The sequence below is a fragment of the Ruminiclostridium cellobioparum subsp. termitidis CT1112 genome (genome assembly GCF_000350485.1).
Taxonomy (GTDB): Bacteria; Bacillota; Clostridia; order Acetivibrionales; family DSM-1351; genus Ruminiclostridium; species Ruminiclostridium termitidis.
The window spans coordinates 1-16,810 of sequence record NZ_AORV01000007.1 but is presented as its reverse complement, the minus strand read 5'-3'; the positions used below and the strand labels follow the sequence as shown (position 1 = coordinate 16,810).

Genomic DNA, 16,810 nt, shown 5'->3' with positions numbered 1-16,810 from the left:
TCCCTGACAGTTCATCATAAATAAATTGATCTATAGTCTGTTAAACTATTAAGGTATATTTTATGAAACAGTACTTGCGCTGACGACGGTTTAAACCACGAGTACCTGTGATACGTTCCTATGGGTTTGGCCCATACTAAATGTTATCATAAAAGGAGGGAAGTAAAGTGCCAAGAAAAGGTCATATTTCTAAAAGAGACGTTTTACCTGATCCAATATACGGAAGTAAAATTGTTACTAAATTAATCAACAATGTAATGTATGATGGTAAGAAGGGTGTAGCACAACAAATCTGCTATGATGCCTTTGATATCATGAAAGAAAAAACCGGCAGAGATCCTCTCGAAGTTTTTGAAGAGGCTATGGCAAACATCATGCCTGTGCTCGAAGTAAAAGCAAGAAGAGTTGGTGGTGCTACCTACCAGGTTCCTATGGAAGTCAGACCTGATAGAAGACAAGCTTTGGGTTTAAGATGGCTTGTTGATTACTCGCGCAAAAGAGGCGAGCGTACTATGAGGGAAAGACTTGCCGGTGAATTATTGGATGCCGTCAACAACATGGGCGGAGCATACAAGAAGAAAGAAGATACTCATAAGATGGCTGAAGCCAACAGAGCGTTTGCACACTACAGATGGTAATACCATCATTGGCAAGCTCTGGCAGCAGCCTCATTATGCATGTTAAGAATTTGTAAAATTTATATTTTTCTTATACTGCATATTGATAAATGGGGTATTATAAGAAAGAAATGACACAATAAATTAAGACAAAATTGAAGAATTGATAGCAATCTATCGTGGTTGAAAATTATCAATTTGGACTATCGCGAAAGGAGGGTAATCATGCCCAGGCAATTTGACTTGCAACATACAAGAAATATCGGTATAATGGCTCATATAGATGCTGGTAAAACTACAACAACTGAGCGTATACTGTTTTATACAGGCAAAGTTCACAAGATCGGCGAAGTTCATGAAGGTGCTGCTACTATGGACTGGATGGAGCAGGAGCAGGAGAGAGGTATAACCATTACTTCTGCCGCTACTACAGCACAGTGGAAGGGTAACAGAATTAATATTATTGACACGCCGGGGCACGTTGACTTCACTGTTGAAGTTGAAAGATCTCTTCGTGTACTCGATGGTTCAGTAACAGTTTTCTGTGCAAAAGGCGGTGTTGAACCCCAATCTGAAACAGTTTGGAGACAGGCTGACAAGTATGGAGTTCCACGTATGGCATATGTTAACAAAATGGATATTATGGGAGCCGATTTTTATAATGTAATCGGTATGATGAAAGACAGATTACAGTGTAATGCGGTGCCAATACAATTACCAATAGGCAGTGAAGATACTTTCAAAGGTATTGTTGATTTGATTAACATGAAGGCTCTGCTCTTTAAAGATGATTTGGGCCAGTTAGTCGAAGAGGCGTCTATCCCTGACGACATGGCTGATGTTGTAAAAAAATATCGTGATCTATTATTAGAATCAGTTGCTGAACAAGATGAAGAGACAATGATGAAATACCTTGAAGGTGAGGAAATCACTACAGAGGAAATCAAGAAGGGTATCAGACTGGCTACAATAAGCCTGAAAATGATACCTGTTGTATGCGGTTCATCTTACAAAAACAAGGGTGTGCAGCAGATGCTGGATGCAGTTGTTGATTTTATGCCTTCTCCGCTTGACATCCCAGCTATAAAGGGTATGTCTGTTGACGGTGAAACTGAAATCGAAAGACCTGCAGACGACAATGGTCCGTTCTCGGCTCTTGCATTCAAAATCATGACTGACCCTTATGTTGGTAAACTCTGCTTTTTCAGAGTGTACTCAGGCACATTGAACTCAGGTTCATATGTCCTTAACTCAACAAAAGGCAAGAGAGAGAGAATCGGTAGAATTCTTCAAATGCATGCCAACCACAGAGAAGAAATACAGACGGTTTATTCCGGTGATATCGCTGCCGCTGTTGGTCTTAAAGATACAACGACAGGTGATACCCTTTGTGAAGAAGCTAATGTAGTTATTCTTGAATCAATGGAATTCCCGGAACCGGTTATAGAAGTAGCCATTGAGCCTAAGACTAAAGCCGGTCAGGAAAAAATGGGTATTGCGTTGCAGAAACTTGCTGAAGAAGATCCGACCTTCAGAGTTCATACAGATAGCGAGACCGGCCAAACCATCATTGGTGGTATGGGTGAGCTCCATCTTGACATCATCGTTGACAGAATGATGAGAGAATTCAAGGTTGAAGCAAATGTTGGTAACCCGCAGGTTTCCTATAAGGAAACTATCCGTAAGGCTGTCAAGTCAGAAATGAAGTATGCAAGACAGTCAGGCGGTAAAGGTCAGTACGGTCACTGCGTAATTGAGATCGAACCGAGAGAACCGGGTGAAGGTTATGAATTTGTAAACAAAATCACCGGTGGTGCTATTCCAAAGGAATACATCGCACCAATCGATGCCGGTATACAGGAAGCAATGCAGGCCGGTGTACTTGGCGGATACAACGTAGTTGACGTAAGAGTTATTCTTATTGACGGTTCATACCATGAAGTTGACTCCTCGGAAATGGCGTTTAAGATAGCAGGTTCCATGGCATTTAAAGATGGCTGCAGAAGAGCAAATCCTGTCCTTCTTGAACCTATCATGAGAGTTGACGTAAACGTTCCTGAGGAATATATGGGAGACGTTATGGGCGGACTCAACTCAAGAAGAGGACGTATTGAAGGTATGGAAGCACGCAGCGGCGCTCAGAACATCAGAGCAGTGGTGCCATTGTCTGAAATGTTCGGATACGCTACCGCACTTCGTTCTTCAACACAGGGAAGAGGTACCTTCTCAATGGAAACCAGCCACTTCGAAGAAGTGCCTAAGAGTATCCAGGAAAAGGTTATTGCAGGCAGAAGCGGTAAATCTAATGATTAATTTCATGTTAATTGCAAGAGCTTATGCTTTTGTTAAATAAACCAAAATCTACAAAGTGGCGCAATGCGCCTTTATGAAAGGATGGAGATTTTAAAATGGCTAAGGCTAAATTTGAAAGAACTAAACCCCACGTTAATATCGGAACAATCGGTCACGTTGACCATGGTAAGACTTCCTTAACAGCTGCAATCACCAAGGTATTGGGATTACTTGGAAGAGCTGAATTTAAAGATTATGGTACTATTGACTCCGCTCCGGAGGAGAGAGAAAGAGGTATCACAATCAATACTGCTCACGTTGAATATGAAACAGAAACAAGACACTATGCTCACGTTGACTGCCCTGGCCATGCCGACTATGTTAAGAACATGATCACCGGTGCTGCTCAGATGGACGGTGCTATCCTCGTTGTTTCAGCTGCTGACGGCCCAATGCCACAGACCAGAGAACATATCCTTCTCGCAGGTCAGGTTGGTGTTCCTTATATAGTAGTATTCCTGAACAAGTGTGATATGGTTGATGACGAAGAACTTATCGAATTGGTTGAGATGGAAGTTAGAGAATTATTGAGCTCCTACGAATTCCCCGGCGATGATACTCCTATTGTCAGAGGATCAGCTCTTTTAGCTCTCGAGTGTACTTCAAAGGAAGTTAGTGCTCCTGAGTATGCACCAATCTTGAAACTCATGGATGAAGTTGACAGATATATCCCAACTCCTGAAAGAGCAACTGACAAGGCATTCATTATGCCTGTCGAGGACGTTTTCTCAATCACAGGCCGTGGAACTGTTGCTACAGGTAGAGTTGAAAGAGGTATCGTAAAGGTTGGAGACGAAGTTGAAATCGTTGGTTTGATGGATGCTCCAAGAAAGACAACCGTTACAGGTGTTGAAATGTTCAGAAAGCTTCTTGATCAGGCTGTTGCCGGTGATAACATCGGTGCTCTCTTAAGAGGTATTCAGAGAACTGATATCGAAAGAGGACAGGTTTTAGCTAAACCAGGATCAATTAAGCCTCACACTTACTATGAAGGTCAGGTATACGTTCTGACTGCTGCAGAAGGTGGAAGACACAAACCATTCTTCAATGGTTACAGACCACAGTTCTACTTCAGAACAACTGACGTTACAGGTGTTATCGAAATTCCTGAAGGAACTGAAATGGTTATGCCTGGTGACCACATCACTATGAAGATCAAATTGATCACTCCTATCGCTATGGAAGAAGGACTTAAGTTCGCTATCCGTGAAGGTGGAAGAACAGTTGGTGCTGGTAACGTTTCAAAGATAATTGAATAATATGGCATTATAAAAAAGAACCGATGAAAATCGGTTCTTTTTTTCGTGCCGGGGTAAATTATATTGTCGGTTGACAATGTTTTGATATATAATTAATGAATCTATAATGCCGGCACATATTCAAAAATATCAGCTAAAATGTTAATACCCTCTATTGACAATGTACAATACGTTTTTGAGTGGTTAATTTGCCCTGCGGCTGCGTTGAAGCCTTTTGGAGGAAATTTATGAAGAAAGCTGTTCTCATGGCCATAGCTTTAATGACTTTAATTTTGACAATTATATTTACAAATGGATGTAGAATTGCTGATACCAGTTCCAAAGCAGCTGATAATAAGAAGATGCAATTAAGCTATATCAACTGGGTATCTGCTGAAATGGCTACACGAAATAAAATTGATGCCATAATAGATGAATTTGTTAAAAAGAACCCAAATGTTTCAATTGAAAACATTCCCATACCATTTGACGAGTGCCCCAGACAGCTTGTTATCATGTCGGAAAGCGGCAGCTTGCCTGATATCATTCAAATGACCGGATATTGGACAGCATTGCTTGCAAGTCAGGATACCCTTATAGATCTCACCGGTTATGCCGAAGAAGGAAATTATATACTTGACAGCTATTCCAAAAGCTTTGTAGATGCAGCAAAATATAATGGGACGCTTTATGCCATCCCTGCGGCACTGACTCCCAGCGGATTCTGGTATAACAAGCAGCTTATGGAACAGGCCGGAATAAAGAATCCTCCCCGTACCATTGATGAATTAAATAATCAACTGAAAATAATTAAGAAAAAGTTTGATGGGAAAGTCTATGGAATAGGCATTGATACCACTACCATTGACTATGCCTTTACAGAAAACTTACCTTATTTCTGGGCATTTGGAGCAAAGGATCTATTGGAGGATCCAAGCGATCCCAACTTTGAGCAGCCCGCTGTTTTAGATGCGTTAAAGTGGTTTGGCTCGGTAGCGGAAAATGGATACTCTCCTGTCAATAAGGAAACTAAAATGGAAAGAGAGCTGATGGCCAACAACAAGATGGTTTACAAGCTGGATGGGACTTATTTTAAAGGTATACTTCAGGATATCAACAGCAATTTATCCGACGAAAATTTTGATAAGATATTCGGTGTTACAACCATGCCGACCAAAGATGGTGTATTACAATGCACCAATGCCGAAATCCACTCTTTGGGAATTGCTGAAACGTGCCAATATAAAGATATCGCCTGGGAATTTGTCAAGTTTATGGCAGCATCGGATTATTCGGTAGAAAGCTACATTATTCCTATGGGAATGCTGCCGCCGCAAAGAAGTTCCATTACAAATAATTATAATAAACTATCCTCAGCTCAAATTAATACTTTTTTAGGCGAAATTGCTCCATATGCAAAAGTTATGCCGTTCAGCCCCAAACTGGGGGTAGCCGGAAAAGAAATTATAAATGGACTTCAACAGATTTTTAAGGAGGAAAAGCCTGAGGAGGTCCAAACCAGTGTAGCCGAGGCGCTAAAGCATATATATAACAGATAATTATTTATTGCCGGAGTTGATAATGTTGTATTTTGACGGATTTACACCAACAGTTTTTTTAAATAACTTGCTGAAGTAGGTATAGTTTAAATACCCGACTTTTTCAGAAACCTCAAAAGCCTTTATCCCCTCCAGCAACAGCTCTTTTGATTTGTCTATTCTTAATTTTGTAAGGTAGTCTGTAAAACTGATACCGGTTTCTTTTTTAAATACCCTCGAAAAATAGAAGGCGTTTAGATTAACCTTATCTGCCACTGTTTGAAGGGTAAGTTCTTTGTCGTAATTTAAATTTATATACTCTACCGCTTTTAAAATCTTATTAATATCCTTTTTGTCCACATCTGATGAAATTAATTCAATATTATCTATAAAGTAATTTCTGATTACTTCTTCAATATCACTGATATTTTCTGCGACAACTATATTTTCATAGGTGTTTGAATTTTTATTGCTTTTAAAGTATTCCTCCTGAAAAATCCAGTTGAATTTTTCAATTAAATTCAAATAAAGACTTCTGGATTCTTTAATATCTAAAAGTTTGTTGCCGGATATTATTAATTGCCGGACTTCCTCCAATATCTCATTACACGGTTTTATGTTTTTTGATTTGATCATAAGCTGAAGTCTTTCAAGCAAATGCTGAGTTAAGCCGGGATTAATTTGAACAAGTTCTGTAAATTTAATATCCTGATATCTTATGATGCTTCCCTTTGCCCTGTAAAATTTGAAATAAAGTGCTTTAACAGTTTCACCATATGCAATTTTTATACCATTTATGCCGGTATGGATATTGCTGATACCCATGGAAATACTGATATTTAAATAATCATTTAAAACTTCTTTAAAATCATTACATGTTTCAAGTAATTCCTCAATAAAAGATTCCGTTTGTTCAACCGGGAAAATCATAACATACTCACTGGAACTGCACATGATAAATTCTGACGAAGCGGTGCCCAGGACTTCGTCAGCCATATTTTTCATGGAAAATCTCAATAGCTTCTCATCCTTTTCCGAGTATTTTTTTGAACGTCTTTGAAATTGTCAATATAAATAGTAAGGAGTATATAATATCCTTCCGGAAAATTGATGTTAAAATTCCTTAAATATTCCTCGGTTTCGTTTTTGTTTAAACTGTTTTCATCCAGTAATTCTTTAAGAAAATCATCTCTCAGCATGGAAATACATTCGGTAACGTACTGCTTGTACTTGTCACTGTCTTTCGGAAATACTTTGTACCTGATAATTTCTTCCTTGAGCTTTGAAAGTATGGGCAGGATTTTTTCGGGGTTAATGTCATTCTTCCTTAAGTAATCAACCGCTCCATTCTTCATTGCTTCTCTAACATATTCATAGTCGGAATATGAACTGAGGATTATAACTTTTGTATTTGAATATTTTGAGCATATTTCTTTTGTAAGGCCTATACCATCTAAAATAGGCATTTTAATGTCAGTGATTACGATATCCGGAGAGAGCTGATCCAGAAGGTTTAATGCCTGTTCTCCGTTAGAAGCTTCTCCCACGATGGTAAAACCGTGTGTTTCCCATTCCAGGGCTAATTTCAAGCCAATCCGTACCAGGGGTTCATCATCAACTATAAGTATTTTAATCATATGCAGGCTCCTTTATAAAATAACCGGTATTTTTATTTGAGCTTCGGTACCGGCATTTATATGGCTTTTAATGTTAACTCCATATTGATAGCCAAAGTAAAGCTTAATCCTTTGATGCACGTTTTTTATACCAATTTTGTTAAAGCTGTTTTTGTTTTCATGATCGGTATTTAGCAGATTATTAAGAGTAGCCTCATCCATTCCGGTTCCATCATCTCTGACAGTAAAACAAATATCATCCTCCTGCCTGAATATTTTAACTGTTATGGTGCCTTTGCCGCCTCTGGGCTCAAGTCCGTGAAATATGGAATTTTCTATAAAGGGCTGGAGAGTAAATTTAAGAGTTTTGAATGATAATGTAGCCTCTTCTATTTCAAAGATAAACTTGATTTTATTATAATATCTGACTTTTTGAATTTCGATATAGTCCTGCAATGCAGTAACTTCATCTTTAATGGACACAAATTCTTCAGTTTTCTTGGCTGTAAACTGGAGAAGCTTCACAAGGCTGTCTATGGTATTTGCAATTTTATCCGATTTCTGGAGAACTGCCATCAGCTTTATGGTATTTAACGTATTATATAAAAAATGAGGGTTGATTTGTGCCTGTAAAGCATTAATTTCTGCTTGTCTCTTTAAATCCTGCTCATAATAAACATCAGAAATAAGTTGATTTATTTTATCCAGCATCAGGTTGAATTTTTCGCCCAGGCGACCTACTTCATCTATCGAGGTTATATCCAGCTTGTTTTTGAAATTGCTTTGTATTGCCGTTGACATGCCCAGTTCCAAATTCTTGATAGGACGTACGATCCTCTTGGAAAAGTAAACAATCAGGAAATATAAAAATGAGCATAAGAAGATAATAACAATAATAATTACTGCTTTCAGGACATTGGCTTCTAAAACAAGGTTGGAATATTTCATTGTAAACAGTATCTTCCAACCTGTGAGACTTGAAGTCTGGTAGGTTGCAAACATTTTGGCGCCATCATTATCAAAAAAGGTAAAAATCCCCTCCGGATTAAGGATGTCAGACTTGATTTCAGCATCAAGATATCCCATGTATTGAGAATTATCATTGCAGTAATTTATAAAACCATCTCCATTAACAAAGTATACTTTTACACCTTCGTTTTTCAAAATATCCTTGTATAAATCATTAATGGCATCAAGGCTGATATTCATAGCCAGAATACCTATTTCAGAATAATCGGCGGGATTATATATTTTTCTGGCAATTGTTATAACATTGCTTTTACTGTTGTCAATTAATTGGTTATCCCTGTGGGTGTTTGAAATGATGATTTCTCTTTTGGAGGCCTGCACTTTTTTAAACCAATCTTCATTATCCGGAGAATATGAGTTATTGACATTATAAATTGTCTTGTAAGCCAGGACATTTCTGCTTTCTGTATAGAGTGAAATTGAATTGATATATTTGCTTTTGCGGGTTGAGGCCAATAATACATTATATATCTGATCGGTTTCCTTTAAATACTGAAGAGTTTTATTATCCTGCCTGGTTTCATTATCCGGCATAGCTCTCCGGGATAAATCCAAAGATGTCATGTCATTTGTTTCATACGCTATATTCATCAGTAAATCATTCATCTGGGAAAAATAACTATCCGTTTTGCTGATTATGGAGTGCTGGATTTCGCTTGTATAATCAACTGCTCTTTTCTGAACAACGGAAATTATATAATTATACGTGAATAAACCTATTATAATAATTGGAATTATCAGAAGGATACTGAATAAAAAAATTATTTTATTTCTAATACTTAAGTTAATAAAATTTCTCAGTACAGAAAAAAACATCATTATCCTCCTCAACTAATAAACACAATTATATCATTATTAACATAAGCAGCAAACCGGCAACGGGGACAAAATGATTAAAGTAATCAAATTGTAAGTCTAAAAGTAATCAAAGTATAACCTGAACAGTATTATTTAAAAAAAGTAATCAAATTTAAAGTCTTTATACCATTCTAATAATTCAAAATAAATTTTTTTAATATTAAAATTAGATCATTGTTCAGCTTTTGCAAGTAAAGTTGAAGCGTCAATAAATAATTTGAGGAGGAATTTAAAATGGGAAAAGTAGTAAAACATTTATCAGCCGTACTGGCTGTGGTATGTTTTCTGGGAGCAGCATTAACAGGATGCGGTGGCGGTACTTCTGAAAAAACCGCGGATTCAACTGCCGCAGCTCAGACCGCAGCGGTTACAGGTCAGGAGTCTGCGACGGCCGGGAAAATAAAGATAGGCTATATCAGTAAGATGCTGACTCACCCATGGTTTTTGGAAGAGGAAAAGGGTATGAAGGAAAAGGCAGCGGAATTGGGCGTAGATTTTGTATCAATCGATGCAAATCTTAAGGATGAACCCTGCATGGCCGCAGTAGATAATCTTATCGCCCAGAAAGTTGATGCAGTTGCAATTACAGCAACAAATCAAGGTTTGGGACCGGCCATTGCCAAAAAGTTAAAGGATGCGGGTATTGCTCTGGTTACAACGGATGATCCCATGAAAGATGATGCAGGCAACTATATTCCGCATATAGGATTTGCAGTAAGAGAACTTGCAATGCAGGGCGGAGAGGCTCTTGGTAAAATTGCAAATGACAGAGGCTGGTTTAAAGAAGGAAATGTTGTCAAGGTTATGCAAATTGACGTTCCAACCAATTCAGTTATCCATGAAAGGACCCTTGGATATCAGGAGGCACTAAAAAAGGCATGCCCCCAATTAAAAGACAGTGATTTCATAGTGCAGGCATCACAGGATGGCATGTTTGATAAGAACCTTCCGGTTGCATCGGCAATATTAAATGCAAACCCACAGGTTACCCACTGGATTGTCACCGGTATAAATGACGATGGAGCACTTGCCCCGATAAAAATATTTCAGGAAAACAAATTCAACATGGACAATGTAATTGCGTGCGCTTTTGGCGGGTACGAACTTGCCCAGGCTGAATTTGAAAAAGGCAGCAATAGTATTATAGCCATAGGAATGCCGGCATACGATGAGGGAGCACTGGCAATACAGACATTATATGACAATGTTGTAAATAACAAAACAATGCCTGAAATGAGCGCAATTCCCTGCCAATTGGTTACGGCTGACAACTATAAGGATTACTATGGAAATAAAAAGTAATTAAAAGAATATGGAATCGAAAAACAGGTTTAAACTGTTTTTCGATTCCCCTGAATGGAGTTGTATTGTATGCAAGAGGACATTATTTTAAAAATGGAGAACATATGCAAGTCCTTCCCGGGGGTTAAAGCCCTGGACAACGTCAGCTTCCAGCTTGGCAGAGGTGAAGTTCATGCCATATGCGGTGAAAATGGAGCAGGAAAATCTACTCTTTTAAAGATATTAACCGGCGTTTATAAAAAAGACAGCGGCGATATTATCCTTAACGGTAACAGCGTTAATATCAAGAGTATTCAGCATGCAAAACAGGTTGGTATCGGTTCCATACCCCAGGAGATCCAAATGGCACCCAGGCTAAGTGTGGCCGAGAATATGTTTATGGCTTCCTATCCTAAGAAATGGTGTGTTTTTGTGGATTGGGAAAAGATGAAAAAGGATACTCTGCTGCAGCAGAAAAAACTTGGCGGGGTGGCCGAAACCCTGGGAATAACAAATCATGTTGAAACAATGAGCATGGGACATAAGCAATTAATAGAAATCATGAAGGCTTTATCCACAGATGCGGACATTATAGCCTTTGATGAACCTACTTCATCATTATCGGAGGAAGAGGTTGAGCAGCTGTTTAAACTTATTGAAGATTTAAAAAGCAAAGGTAAATCTATTATATATGTAAGCCATAAGCTTAAGGAGATTTTTACAATTTGCAACAGGATAACCGTATTGAAAGATGGTAGGTTTGTTGGTACAAAAGATATAAAACAAACAAATATTTCAGAGTTGATCGGGATGATGGTTGGCAGAAACCTGGATCTTTTTGAGAAAAAAACCGGGTCTGAATCCATACCGGGAGAAGTTGTTTTGGAAGTAAAAGGTCTTGCAAGGGATAATGTTGTAAAAGGTGTGGACTTTGAACTGAGGAAAGGTGAAATAATAGGTTTGTTTGGTATCGTCGGATCCGGCAGAACAGAAACTGCAAGAATGATATTTGGAATAGACCGGAAAACATCCGGTGATATATATCTTAATGGTAAAAAAATTGATATTACATCCCCGAAAATGGCAGTTCAACAGAAAATAGGTTTTGTAACAGAGGATAGACATGGAGAGGGATTGGCACTGAGGGCACCACTGAGGTGGAATATTTCACTGCCGTTTATAGCCAAGCTGAGGAATTTGATTTTTATAAAGCATGAAGAAGATAAAAAGTGTGCTGTTGATTATATTGAAAAGCTGAAAATAAAGACCCGCAGTGATTTAACCAATGCTGAAAATTTAAGCGGAGGCAATCAGCAAAAGGTGGTAATATCAAAATGGCTTGGGGCACAATCACAAATTCTTATTTTTGATGAACCTACAAGAGGAATAGATGTTGGTTCTAAATCAGAAATCTACAGATTGATAAAAAGTCTTGCAGATGAAGGCAAGTCAATAATAATGATTTCTTCCGAATTACCTGAAATACTGGCATTGAGTGATCGCATACTCGTATTCAGAGAGGGTTGCATAAATGCTGAATTAAAGAATACAGAGTCTTTAAAAGAAGAAGATATTTTAAAATATGCGATTATGCAGTGAGGTGGAAACTATGACAAAACTACAGGCTCAAAATTTACAAAATTTAAATGATAATAAGGAAGCCGGAAACACTACTCAGAAACTGTTATCATTCTTGAATAAATATATGCTGTTCATAATTCTGATTGGTTCTATAATTACCTTTTCTATACTCTCCCCGTACTTTTTGACATTAAAGAATTTTCTGGCATTGGGGTTGACAATTTCGGTTATTGGAATCGTTTGTATTGGCCAGACTCTCTGTGTTCTTATCAGAGGCTTTGATCTTTCAGTTGGATTTAATGCAGGGTTCTGCGGCATGGTCACGGCTTATTTATGTGCCAACATGCGTATTCCCTATATTATTTGCCTGCTGCTTGGACTTGCCCTTGGCGGACTGGTGGGATTGGTTAATGGAATGCTGATAACAAAGGGTAAAATAAATCCTTTAATTACCACTTTAGCAACAGGCTTTGTGTTAACCGGCGGAATACTGATTGTGAGTAAAGGTTATTCAATCATTGTAGATGATACACAATTTATTTTTCTTGGAACAACTAAAATATTAGGTATACCATTGCCTATAATAATCATGATTCTGCTTTTCATTGTTTTTAACATAATATTAAAGCATACCGTTTTCGGAAGATGGATTTATTGCATGGGAGGAAACCCCACAGCAGCAAAAATTGCAGGCATAAATATTCAAAAACTCGAGATGCAGGTATATGCGTTGAGTGGAGTTATGGCAGCATTCGGAGGAATACTGCTGGCGTCCAGAATGGGTTCTGCGCAGACAAGTGCAGGCAGTACATATTCACTTGACTCTGTTGCAGCATCAGTTTTAGGCGGAATTGCACTGGCCGGCGGTGAAGGAAAAATATTCGGAACCTTGGGCGGGGTAGCTATTATCGGAATTCTGCAAAATGGTCTGGTAATGCTTGGTGTACGTCAGGAATATCAAAGCATAGCAACAGGACTTGTTCTGATATTGGCAGTATTATTACAGAACATGAATAATAAAAAAGCATAAGAGAAATATAAATTAAGTTTATCACCGGATCATCGGCGAACTGACTAAAAATATTTTCATTAACCAATAATATATTTTATGTAATATGCTATTATTTTATTATATGTTTATATTATTCCCAAACTGGGTATATAGTTAGACATTGGGCAGTTTGGAAAGCTTATAAGTATTTAATATAATATTTGATTAGATTGAAAGGATGGGTAATATGCTGGAGATAAAAAAGAATATTTATTGGTGCGGCATCAGAGACTGGGGACTGGATGTATTTCATGGACATGAACTGTCTACACATAGAGGTTCTTCTTACAATTCATACCTGATAAAGGATAAGAAGACTGTATTGGTGGATACAGTCTGGGACCCATATAAGGAAAAGTTCGTTGAGGATCTTGAAAAAGAGGTTGGTCTGTCGAATATAGACGCAATAGTTATAAACCACTCCGAGCCGGATCACGGAGGAAGTCTGGGCCTTATCATGGAAAAAATACCGAACACTCCGATTTACTGCACAAAAAACGGTGCTGAAATTATAAAGAAATATTTCGGCAAGGATTGGAATTTCCAGATAGTCAAGACCGGCGATACTCTTGACCTGGGTGAATATAAACTGAAGTTCGTAGAGATGCAGATGATCCACTGGCCCGATAGTATGCTGGCGTATGTGGAAGGTGCTAAACTGGCATTGTCAAACGATGCTTTCGGTCAGCATTATGCTGCAATATCAATGTTTAATGATGAGGTTGATGAGTGCGAGCTCTATGAAGAGGCAATTAAATATTACACTAATATACTGTGGCCTTTTAAGCCGTTGATAAAAAAGAAAATAGAGCAGATTTTAGCTTTGAATCTTGATATAGATATGATTGCTCCAAGTCATGGAGTTATCTGGAGAACCAACCCTCTGCAGATAATTAAGAAATATCAGGAATGGTCGGAAACCGATTACAACGAAGGCTATGTAACAATCATATACGATACCATGTATCACTCCACAAAGGCAATGGCAGAAGCCTTCGGAAAAGGTCTTGAAGAGGAAGGCGTCAATTACAGGATATTTAACATAGCAACCAAGGACAAGAGTGACCTGAATGTTGAAATATTTAAAGCCGCTGCTGTGCTCATGGGAAGCTGTACAGTCAACAATACCGTACTTAGGCCTACTGCTGCCCTGCTGGAGGAATTAAAGGGCTTAAAAGCCAAAGGAAAGCTTGCTATGGGCTTTGGTTCATACGGCTGGAGCGGAGAGGCCCATAAACTGATAAGTGACAGGCTTGCCGAAGCGGGTATGACAATCTGCGCAGAACCGCTGGGGTTTAAATACATGCCCGGTGAGGAAGAACTGCAAAAGTGTGTGGAAGTTGGAAGAGATATAGCAAGGCAGTTGAAAGCAAGAAAATAAAATTAACCGGGTATGCTGGTTTGTTGACCAGCTTTGCCAGTAAAGAATTGTTACTGAATATACTGGTACTTTCATACTAACTTCAAGCAATGGATTGCACACAAAGTGCTTACTTGAAATAGTACGGTTCAAAACAAGTAATTTTTGCCGTCGCTCAAACTCGACATCCTGTCTCGATTTGAAGCTCAAAGTGACATCCAGTCACTTTGCCGGCTAAAATACCTGTTTTTCGCCTACAAATTTCAGTAAGCACTTTTATCGTGCAGTCCATTGCTTGAAGTTGTACTTGCGTACCAGTATAATCGGGGATAACCGATTATACTGTCAGGCAGGAAGCAGGTATAAACCGAATTAGCGGGTTAAAATTATCAATCCCGGGGGAGTATCACAAGCTTTCTGTTAAACAGACGCTTGAAAGTATTTTTGCAATCCAGGGCGGCTGCTATTTCCTGGTCGGCCTTACTTGTGGTTTTGAGCGTCAGCACAACAGAATCTTCAGTTATGGTGCAGTTTATATTTTCTACATTGCCATTTAACTTCAAATCCAATTTTTCAGAGATTTTAAGCAGAATGCCCAGCTGCTGGATAAAAAGCACATCTGCCTGGTCAATAAGAGATTTATAAGCCTGAAGGTCTATCTTAAATTCGTCTTTTCTGTGCAGGGCGGCTGTGTAGGCTGCCATAAGCAGTTCTTTATGTGACAAACCGCTTAATCTGGAATTCATAATAATGTTAAAAGTGTGTTTATGGTGATCGTAAAAGTTTATCTTTATCCCGGAATCATGGAGCAAAGCAGAGGTTTTTATCACTTTGCCGGCATCTGCAGCCTGACAGAACAAGGGTTTCAGCTGGGTGTACAAACTGCTGCAAAGCTTGTATAGATGGCAGGCATGTTTTTGTTCCACATCAAGGTTGACCATGGCATTTTCAAGGGAATAATCCAAAACATTTGCAACAGGGGTTTTCTTCCTGAGTATGTTTTCGAACAGCAGGCCCTCTCTGACACCGCTTCCGCTCAGAAAAATATCTTTGGTGCTACAGAGATTTATAATATACTGTATTGCCGCAATGGGCCCGATAAATATGTCGGCTCTGTCATTTGACAGGCCCTTTATTTTTTTCAGCTTTCCTGACAATAAATCAATGGTAATAAAGTGTATCTCCTGTATATCGGTATCACTCAGCCGGTAATTGTGTACGTTGTCAATGGGATAGTCCTTGCGTTTTCTGTCGATTTTACCGATATTTCTGAAGGTTCCCCCTATACCCATGACAGGAAGCCCTTTAGCCTGATAAATCCAGGGGATGTCGGCCGTTATTCTGCCGAAGGCATGGGTAAATCCTGCAGGATTGTTTAAATACATTTCGGTTAAGGATATTGAGCCGTAGGGTATGCTTATTGAATATTCTATTTCTCTATCTTTAACCAGTATTAGCTCCATACTGCTCCCGCCGATGTCCATCATCAGGCAGTCAGCAATTTCCATGCTGTTTATAACTCCCGCATAGTCGTAATAGGCCTCTTCTTCTCCCGAGAGTACCCTTACCTCCACACCGGCACGGGAGCGGACAAGCTCCAGAAAAGCGTTTTGGTTGGAGGCTCGTCTGACCGCTTCAGTTGCAACAGCAATTATATTTTGTACACCGTAGGAGTCACAGATTGCTTTAAAGCTGATGACAGTATCTACGGCTTTATTCATTCTGAGGGGATCAAGACTGCTGTCGGCCCCCATATCCTTGCCGAGCCTCACGGATTCCTTAAGCTCGTATAATATTCTAAAGTATTTATCACATTTTATTTCCACAATAATCAACCTTACAGAGTTGGAACCTATATCTATAATGCCTGTTCTGGTCATAAGTGCTCCTTTATTATCAGCTGGATGTTCTACACAATTTTAACACAAATCCTGAATTTCATGTTAAAAATTCAGTGTTAACTTTAGGTTAATACTGTTGTTGGTAATTGTCATATATTGTAGAATTTGAATATGGAACATATGCGGGAGGGGTTATATTTGTCTGAAAAATACAGTACCATAGCGGCAATTGATATAGGATCCAATAAAATCAGCATGACCATGGCTGAAATCTCTCCGAGCGGTAAAGTAAAGTTTATTGAGGATGTAAAAATATCGTCCTCAATTGGCAAGGATACCTTTAACGACGGCAGGATATCGGCAGGGACCATTTATGAAACCTGTGAGATACTGAAAAAATTTACTCTTCTGATGAAGGACTACGGAATAGAAAAGCATGTGGCTATTG

At 38.7% G+C, this 16,810-nt stretch carries 12 protein-coding genes and 1 pseudogene; 9 read left to right on the top strand and 4 right to left on the bottom strand.

The window, feature by feature from the left end; all coding sequences use genetic code 11:
• Positions 1 to 167 precede the first annotated feature (167 nt).
• The 4 genes from rpsG (at position 168) to CTER_RS00870 (ending at position 5,766) form a co-directional block, all read left to right on the top strand.
• Positions 168 to 638 (top strand): 30S ribosomal protein S7, encoded by a 471-nt coding sequence (gene rpsG, locus CTER_RS00885; protein WP_004622996.1) that lies wholly within the window; start codon positions 168 to 170, stop codon positions 636 to 638.
• Positions 639 to 842: 204 nt separating this feature from the next.
• Positions 843 to 2,930 carry an elongation factor G gene (gene fusA / locus CTER_RS00880; protein WP_004623014.1) on the top strand — a complete coding sequence of 696 codons (2,088 nt, stop codon included), beginning with the start codon at positions 843 to 845 and terminating at the stop codon, positions 2,928 to 2,930.
• A gap of 95 nt (positions 2,931 to 3,025) precedes the next feature.
• The gene (gene tuf, locus CTER_RS00875; protein WP_004623013.1) at positions 3,026 to 4,228 is read left to right on the top strand and encodes an elongation factor Tu; all 1,203 of its coding nucleotides are present in this window, start codon (positions 3,026 to 3,028) and stop codon (positions 4,226 to 4,228) included.
• 227 nt (positions 4,229 to 4,455) lie between these two features.
• On the top strand, positions 4,456 to 5,766 hold the full coding sequence (locus tag CTER_RS00870; RefSeq protein ID WP_004623027.1) for an ABC transporter substrate-binding protein: 1,311 nt from the start codon (positions 4,456 to 4,458) through the stop codon (positions 5,764 to 5,766).
• On the opposite strand, the gene CTER_RS00865 is transcribed toward CTER_RS00870, so the two are convergent.
• The 3 genes from CTER_RS00865 to CTER_RS00855 are packed head-to-tail and all read right to left on the bottom strand — an operon-like array spanning position 5,767 to position 9,206.
• Positions 5,767 to 6,750, bottom strand: coding sequence for a helix-turn-helix domain-containing protein (locus CTER_RS00865; protein WP_131469355.1), 984 nt, complete (start codon positions 6,748 to 6,750; stop codon positions 5,767 to 5,769).
• Between the two features lie 8 nt (positions 6,751 to 6,758).
• Positions 6,759 to 7,382, bottom strand: a complete 624-nt coding sequence (locus CTER_RS00860; RefSeq protein ID WP_040759925.1) for a response regulator — start codon at positions 7,380 to 7,382, stop codon at positions 6,759 to 6,761.
• Positions 7,383 to 7,394: 12 nt separating this feature from the next.
• On the bottom strand, positions 7,395 to 9,206 hold the full coding sequence (locus CTER_RS00855) for a sensor histidine kinase (RefSeq protein ID WP_004623021.1): 1,812 nt from the start codon (positions 9,204 to 9,206) through the stop codon (positions 7,395 to 7,397).
• A 276-nt stretch (positions 9,207 to 9,482) separates the two neighbouring features.
• On the opposite strand from CTER_RS00855, the gene CTER_RS00850 reads away from it, so the two are divergent.
• The 4 genes from CTER_RS00850 to CTER_RS00835 all read left to right on the top strand — a co-directional run bounded on the left by CTER_RS00850 (position 9,483) and on the right by CTER_RS00835 (position 14,542).
• Positions 9,483 to 10,550: a substrate-binding domain-containing protein gene (locus CTER_RS00850; protein ID WP_004623028.1), complete on the top strand. Its 1,068-nt coding sequence runs from the start codon at positions 9,483 to 9,485 to the stop codon at positions 10,548 to 10,550.
• Positions 10,551 to 10,619: 69 nt separating this feature from the next.
• Complete coding sequence (locus CTER_RS00845; RefSeq protein ID WP_004623011.1) at positions 10,620 to 12,128, top strand: sugar ABC transporter ATP-binding protein; 1,509 nt, start codon at positions 10,620 to 10,622, stop codon at positions 12,126 to 12,128.
• A 10-nt stretch (positions 12,129 to 12,138) separates the two neighbouring features.
• Positions 12,139 to 13,140, top strand: a complete 1,002-nt coding sequence (locus CTER_RS00840) for an ABC transporter permease (RefSeq protein ID WP_004623031.1) — start codon at positions 12,139 to 12,141, stop codon at positions 13,138 to 13,140.
• A 208-nt stretch (positions 13,141 to 13,348) separates the two neighbouring features.
• The gene (locus tag CTER_RS00835) at positions 13,349 to 14,542 is read left to right on the top strand and encodes an oxygen-binding di-iron domain-containing protein (protein WP_004622976.1); all 1,194 of its coding nucleotides are present in this window, start codon (positions 13,349 to 13,351) and stop codon (positions 14,540 to 14,542) included.
• 368 nt (positions 14,543 to 14,910) lie between these two features.
• Here CTER_RS00835 and CTER_RS00830 read toward each other — a convergent pair whose 3' ends face one another.
• Positions 14,911 to 16,401 (bottom strand): Ppx/GppA phosphatase family protein, encoded by a 1,491-nt coding sequence (locus CTER_RS00830; RefSeq protein ID WP_004623029.1) that lies wholly within the window; start codon positions 16,399 to 16,401, stop codon positions 14,911 to 14,913.
• Positions 16,402 to 16,560: 159 nt separating this feature from the next.
• Between CTER_RS00830 and CTER_RS00825 the strand changes: the two are divergent.
• Positions 16,561 to 16,810: pseudogene (locus CTER_RS00825) on the top strand (hypothetical protein); the annotation flags it as partial.

Coding starts and splice junctions, on each gene's coding strand:
- CTER_RS00870 (WP_004623027.1), top strand. CDS start 4,456: ATGAAGAAAGCTGTTCTCATGGCCATAGCTTTAATGACTTTAATTTTG.
- CTER_RS00845 (WP_004623011.1), top strand. CDS start 10,620: ATGCAAGAGGACATTATTTTAAAAATGGAGAACATATGCAAGTCCTTC.
- CTER_RS00850 (WP_004623028.1), top strand. CDS start 9,483: ATGGGAAAAGTAGTAAAACATTTATCAGCCGTACTGGCTGTGGTATGT.
- CTER_RS00855 (WP_004623021.1), bottom strand. CDS start 9,206: ATGTTTTTTTCTGTACTGAGAAATTTTATTAACTTAAGTATTAGAAAT.
- CTER_RS00840 (WP_004623031.1), top strand. CDS start 12,139: ATGACAAAACTACAGGCTCAAAATTTACAAAATTTAAATGATAATAAG.
- CTER_RS00865 (WP_131469355.1), bottom strand. CDS start 6,750: ATGAAAAATATGGCTGACGAAGTCCTGGGCACCGCTTCGTCAGAATTT.
- CTER_RS00860 (WP_040759925.1), bottom strand. CDS start 7,382: ATGATTAAAATACTTATAGTTGATGATGAACCCCTGGTACGGATTGGC.
- CTER_RS00830 (WP_004623029.1), bottom strand. CDS start 16,401: ATGACCAGAACAGGCATTATAGATATAGGTTCCAACTCTGTAAGGTTG.
- tuf (WP_004623013.1), top strand. CDS start 3,026: ATGGCTAAGGCTAAATTTGAAAGAACTAAACCCCACGTTAATATCGGA.
- CTER_RS00835 (WP_004622976.1), top strand. CDS start 13,349: ATGCTGGAGATAAAAAAGAATATTTATTGGTGCGGCATCAGAGACTGG.
- fusA (WP_004623014.1), top strand. CDS start 843: ATGCCCAGGCAATTTGACTTGCAACATACAAGAAATATCGGTATAATG.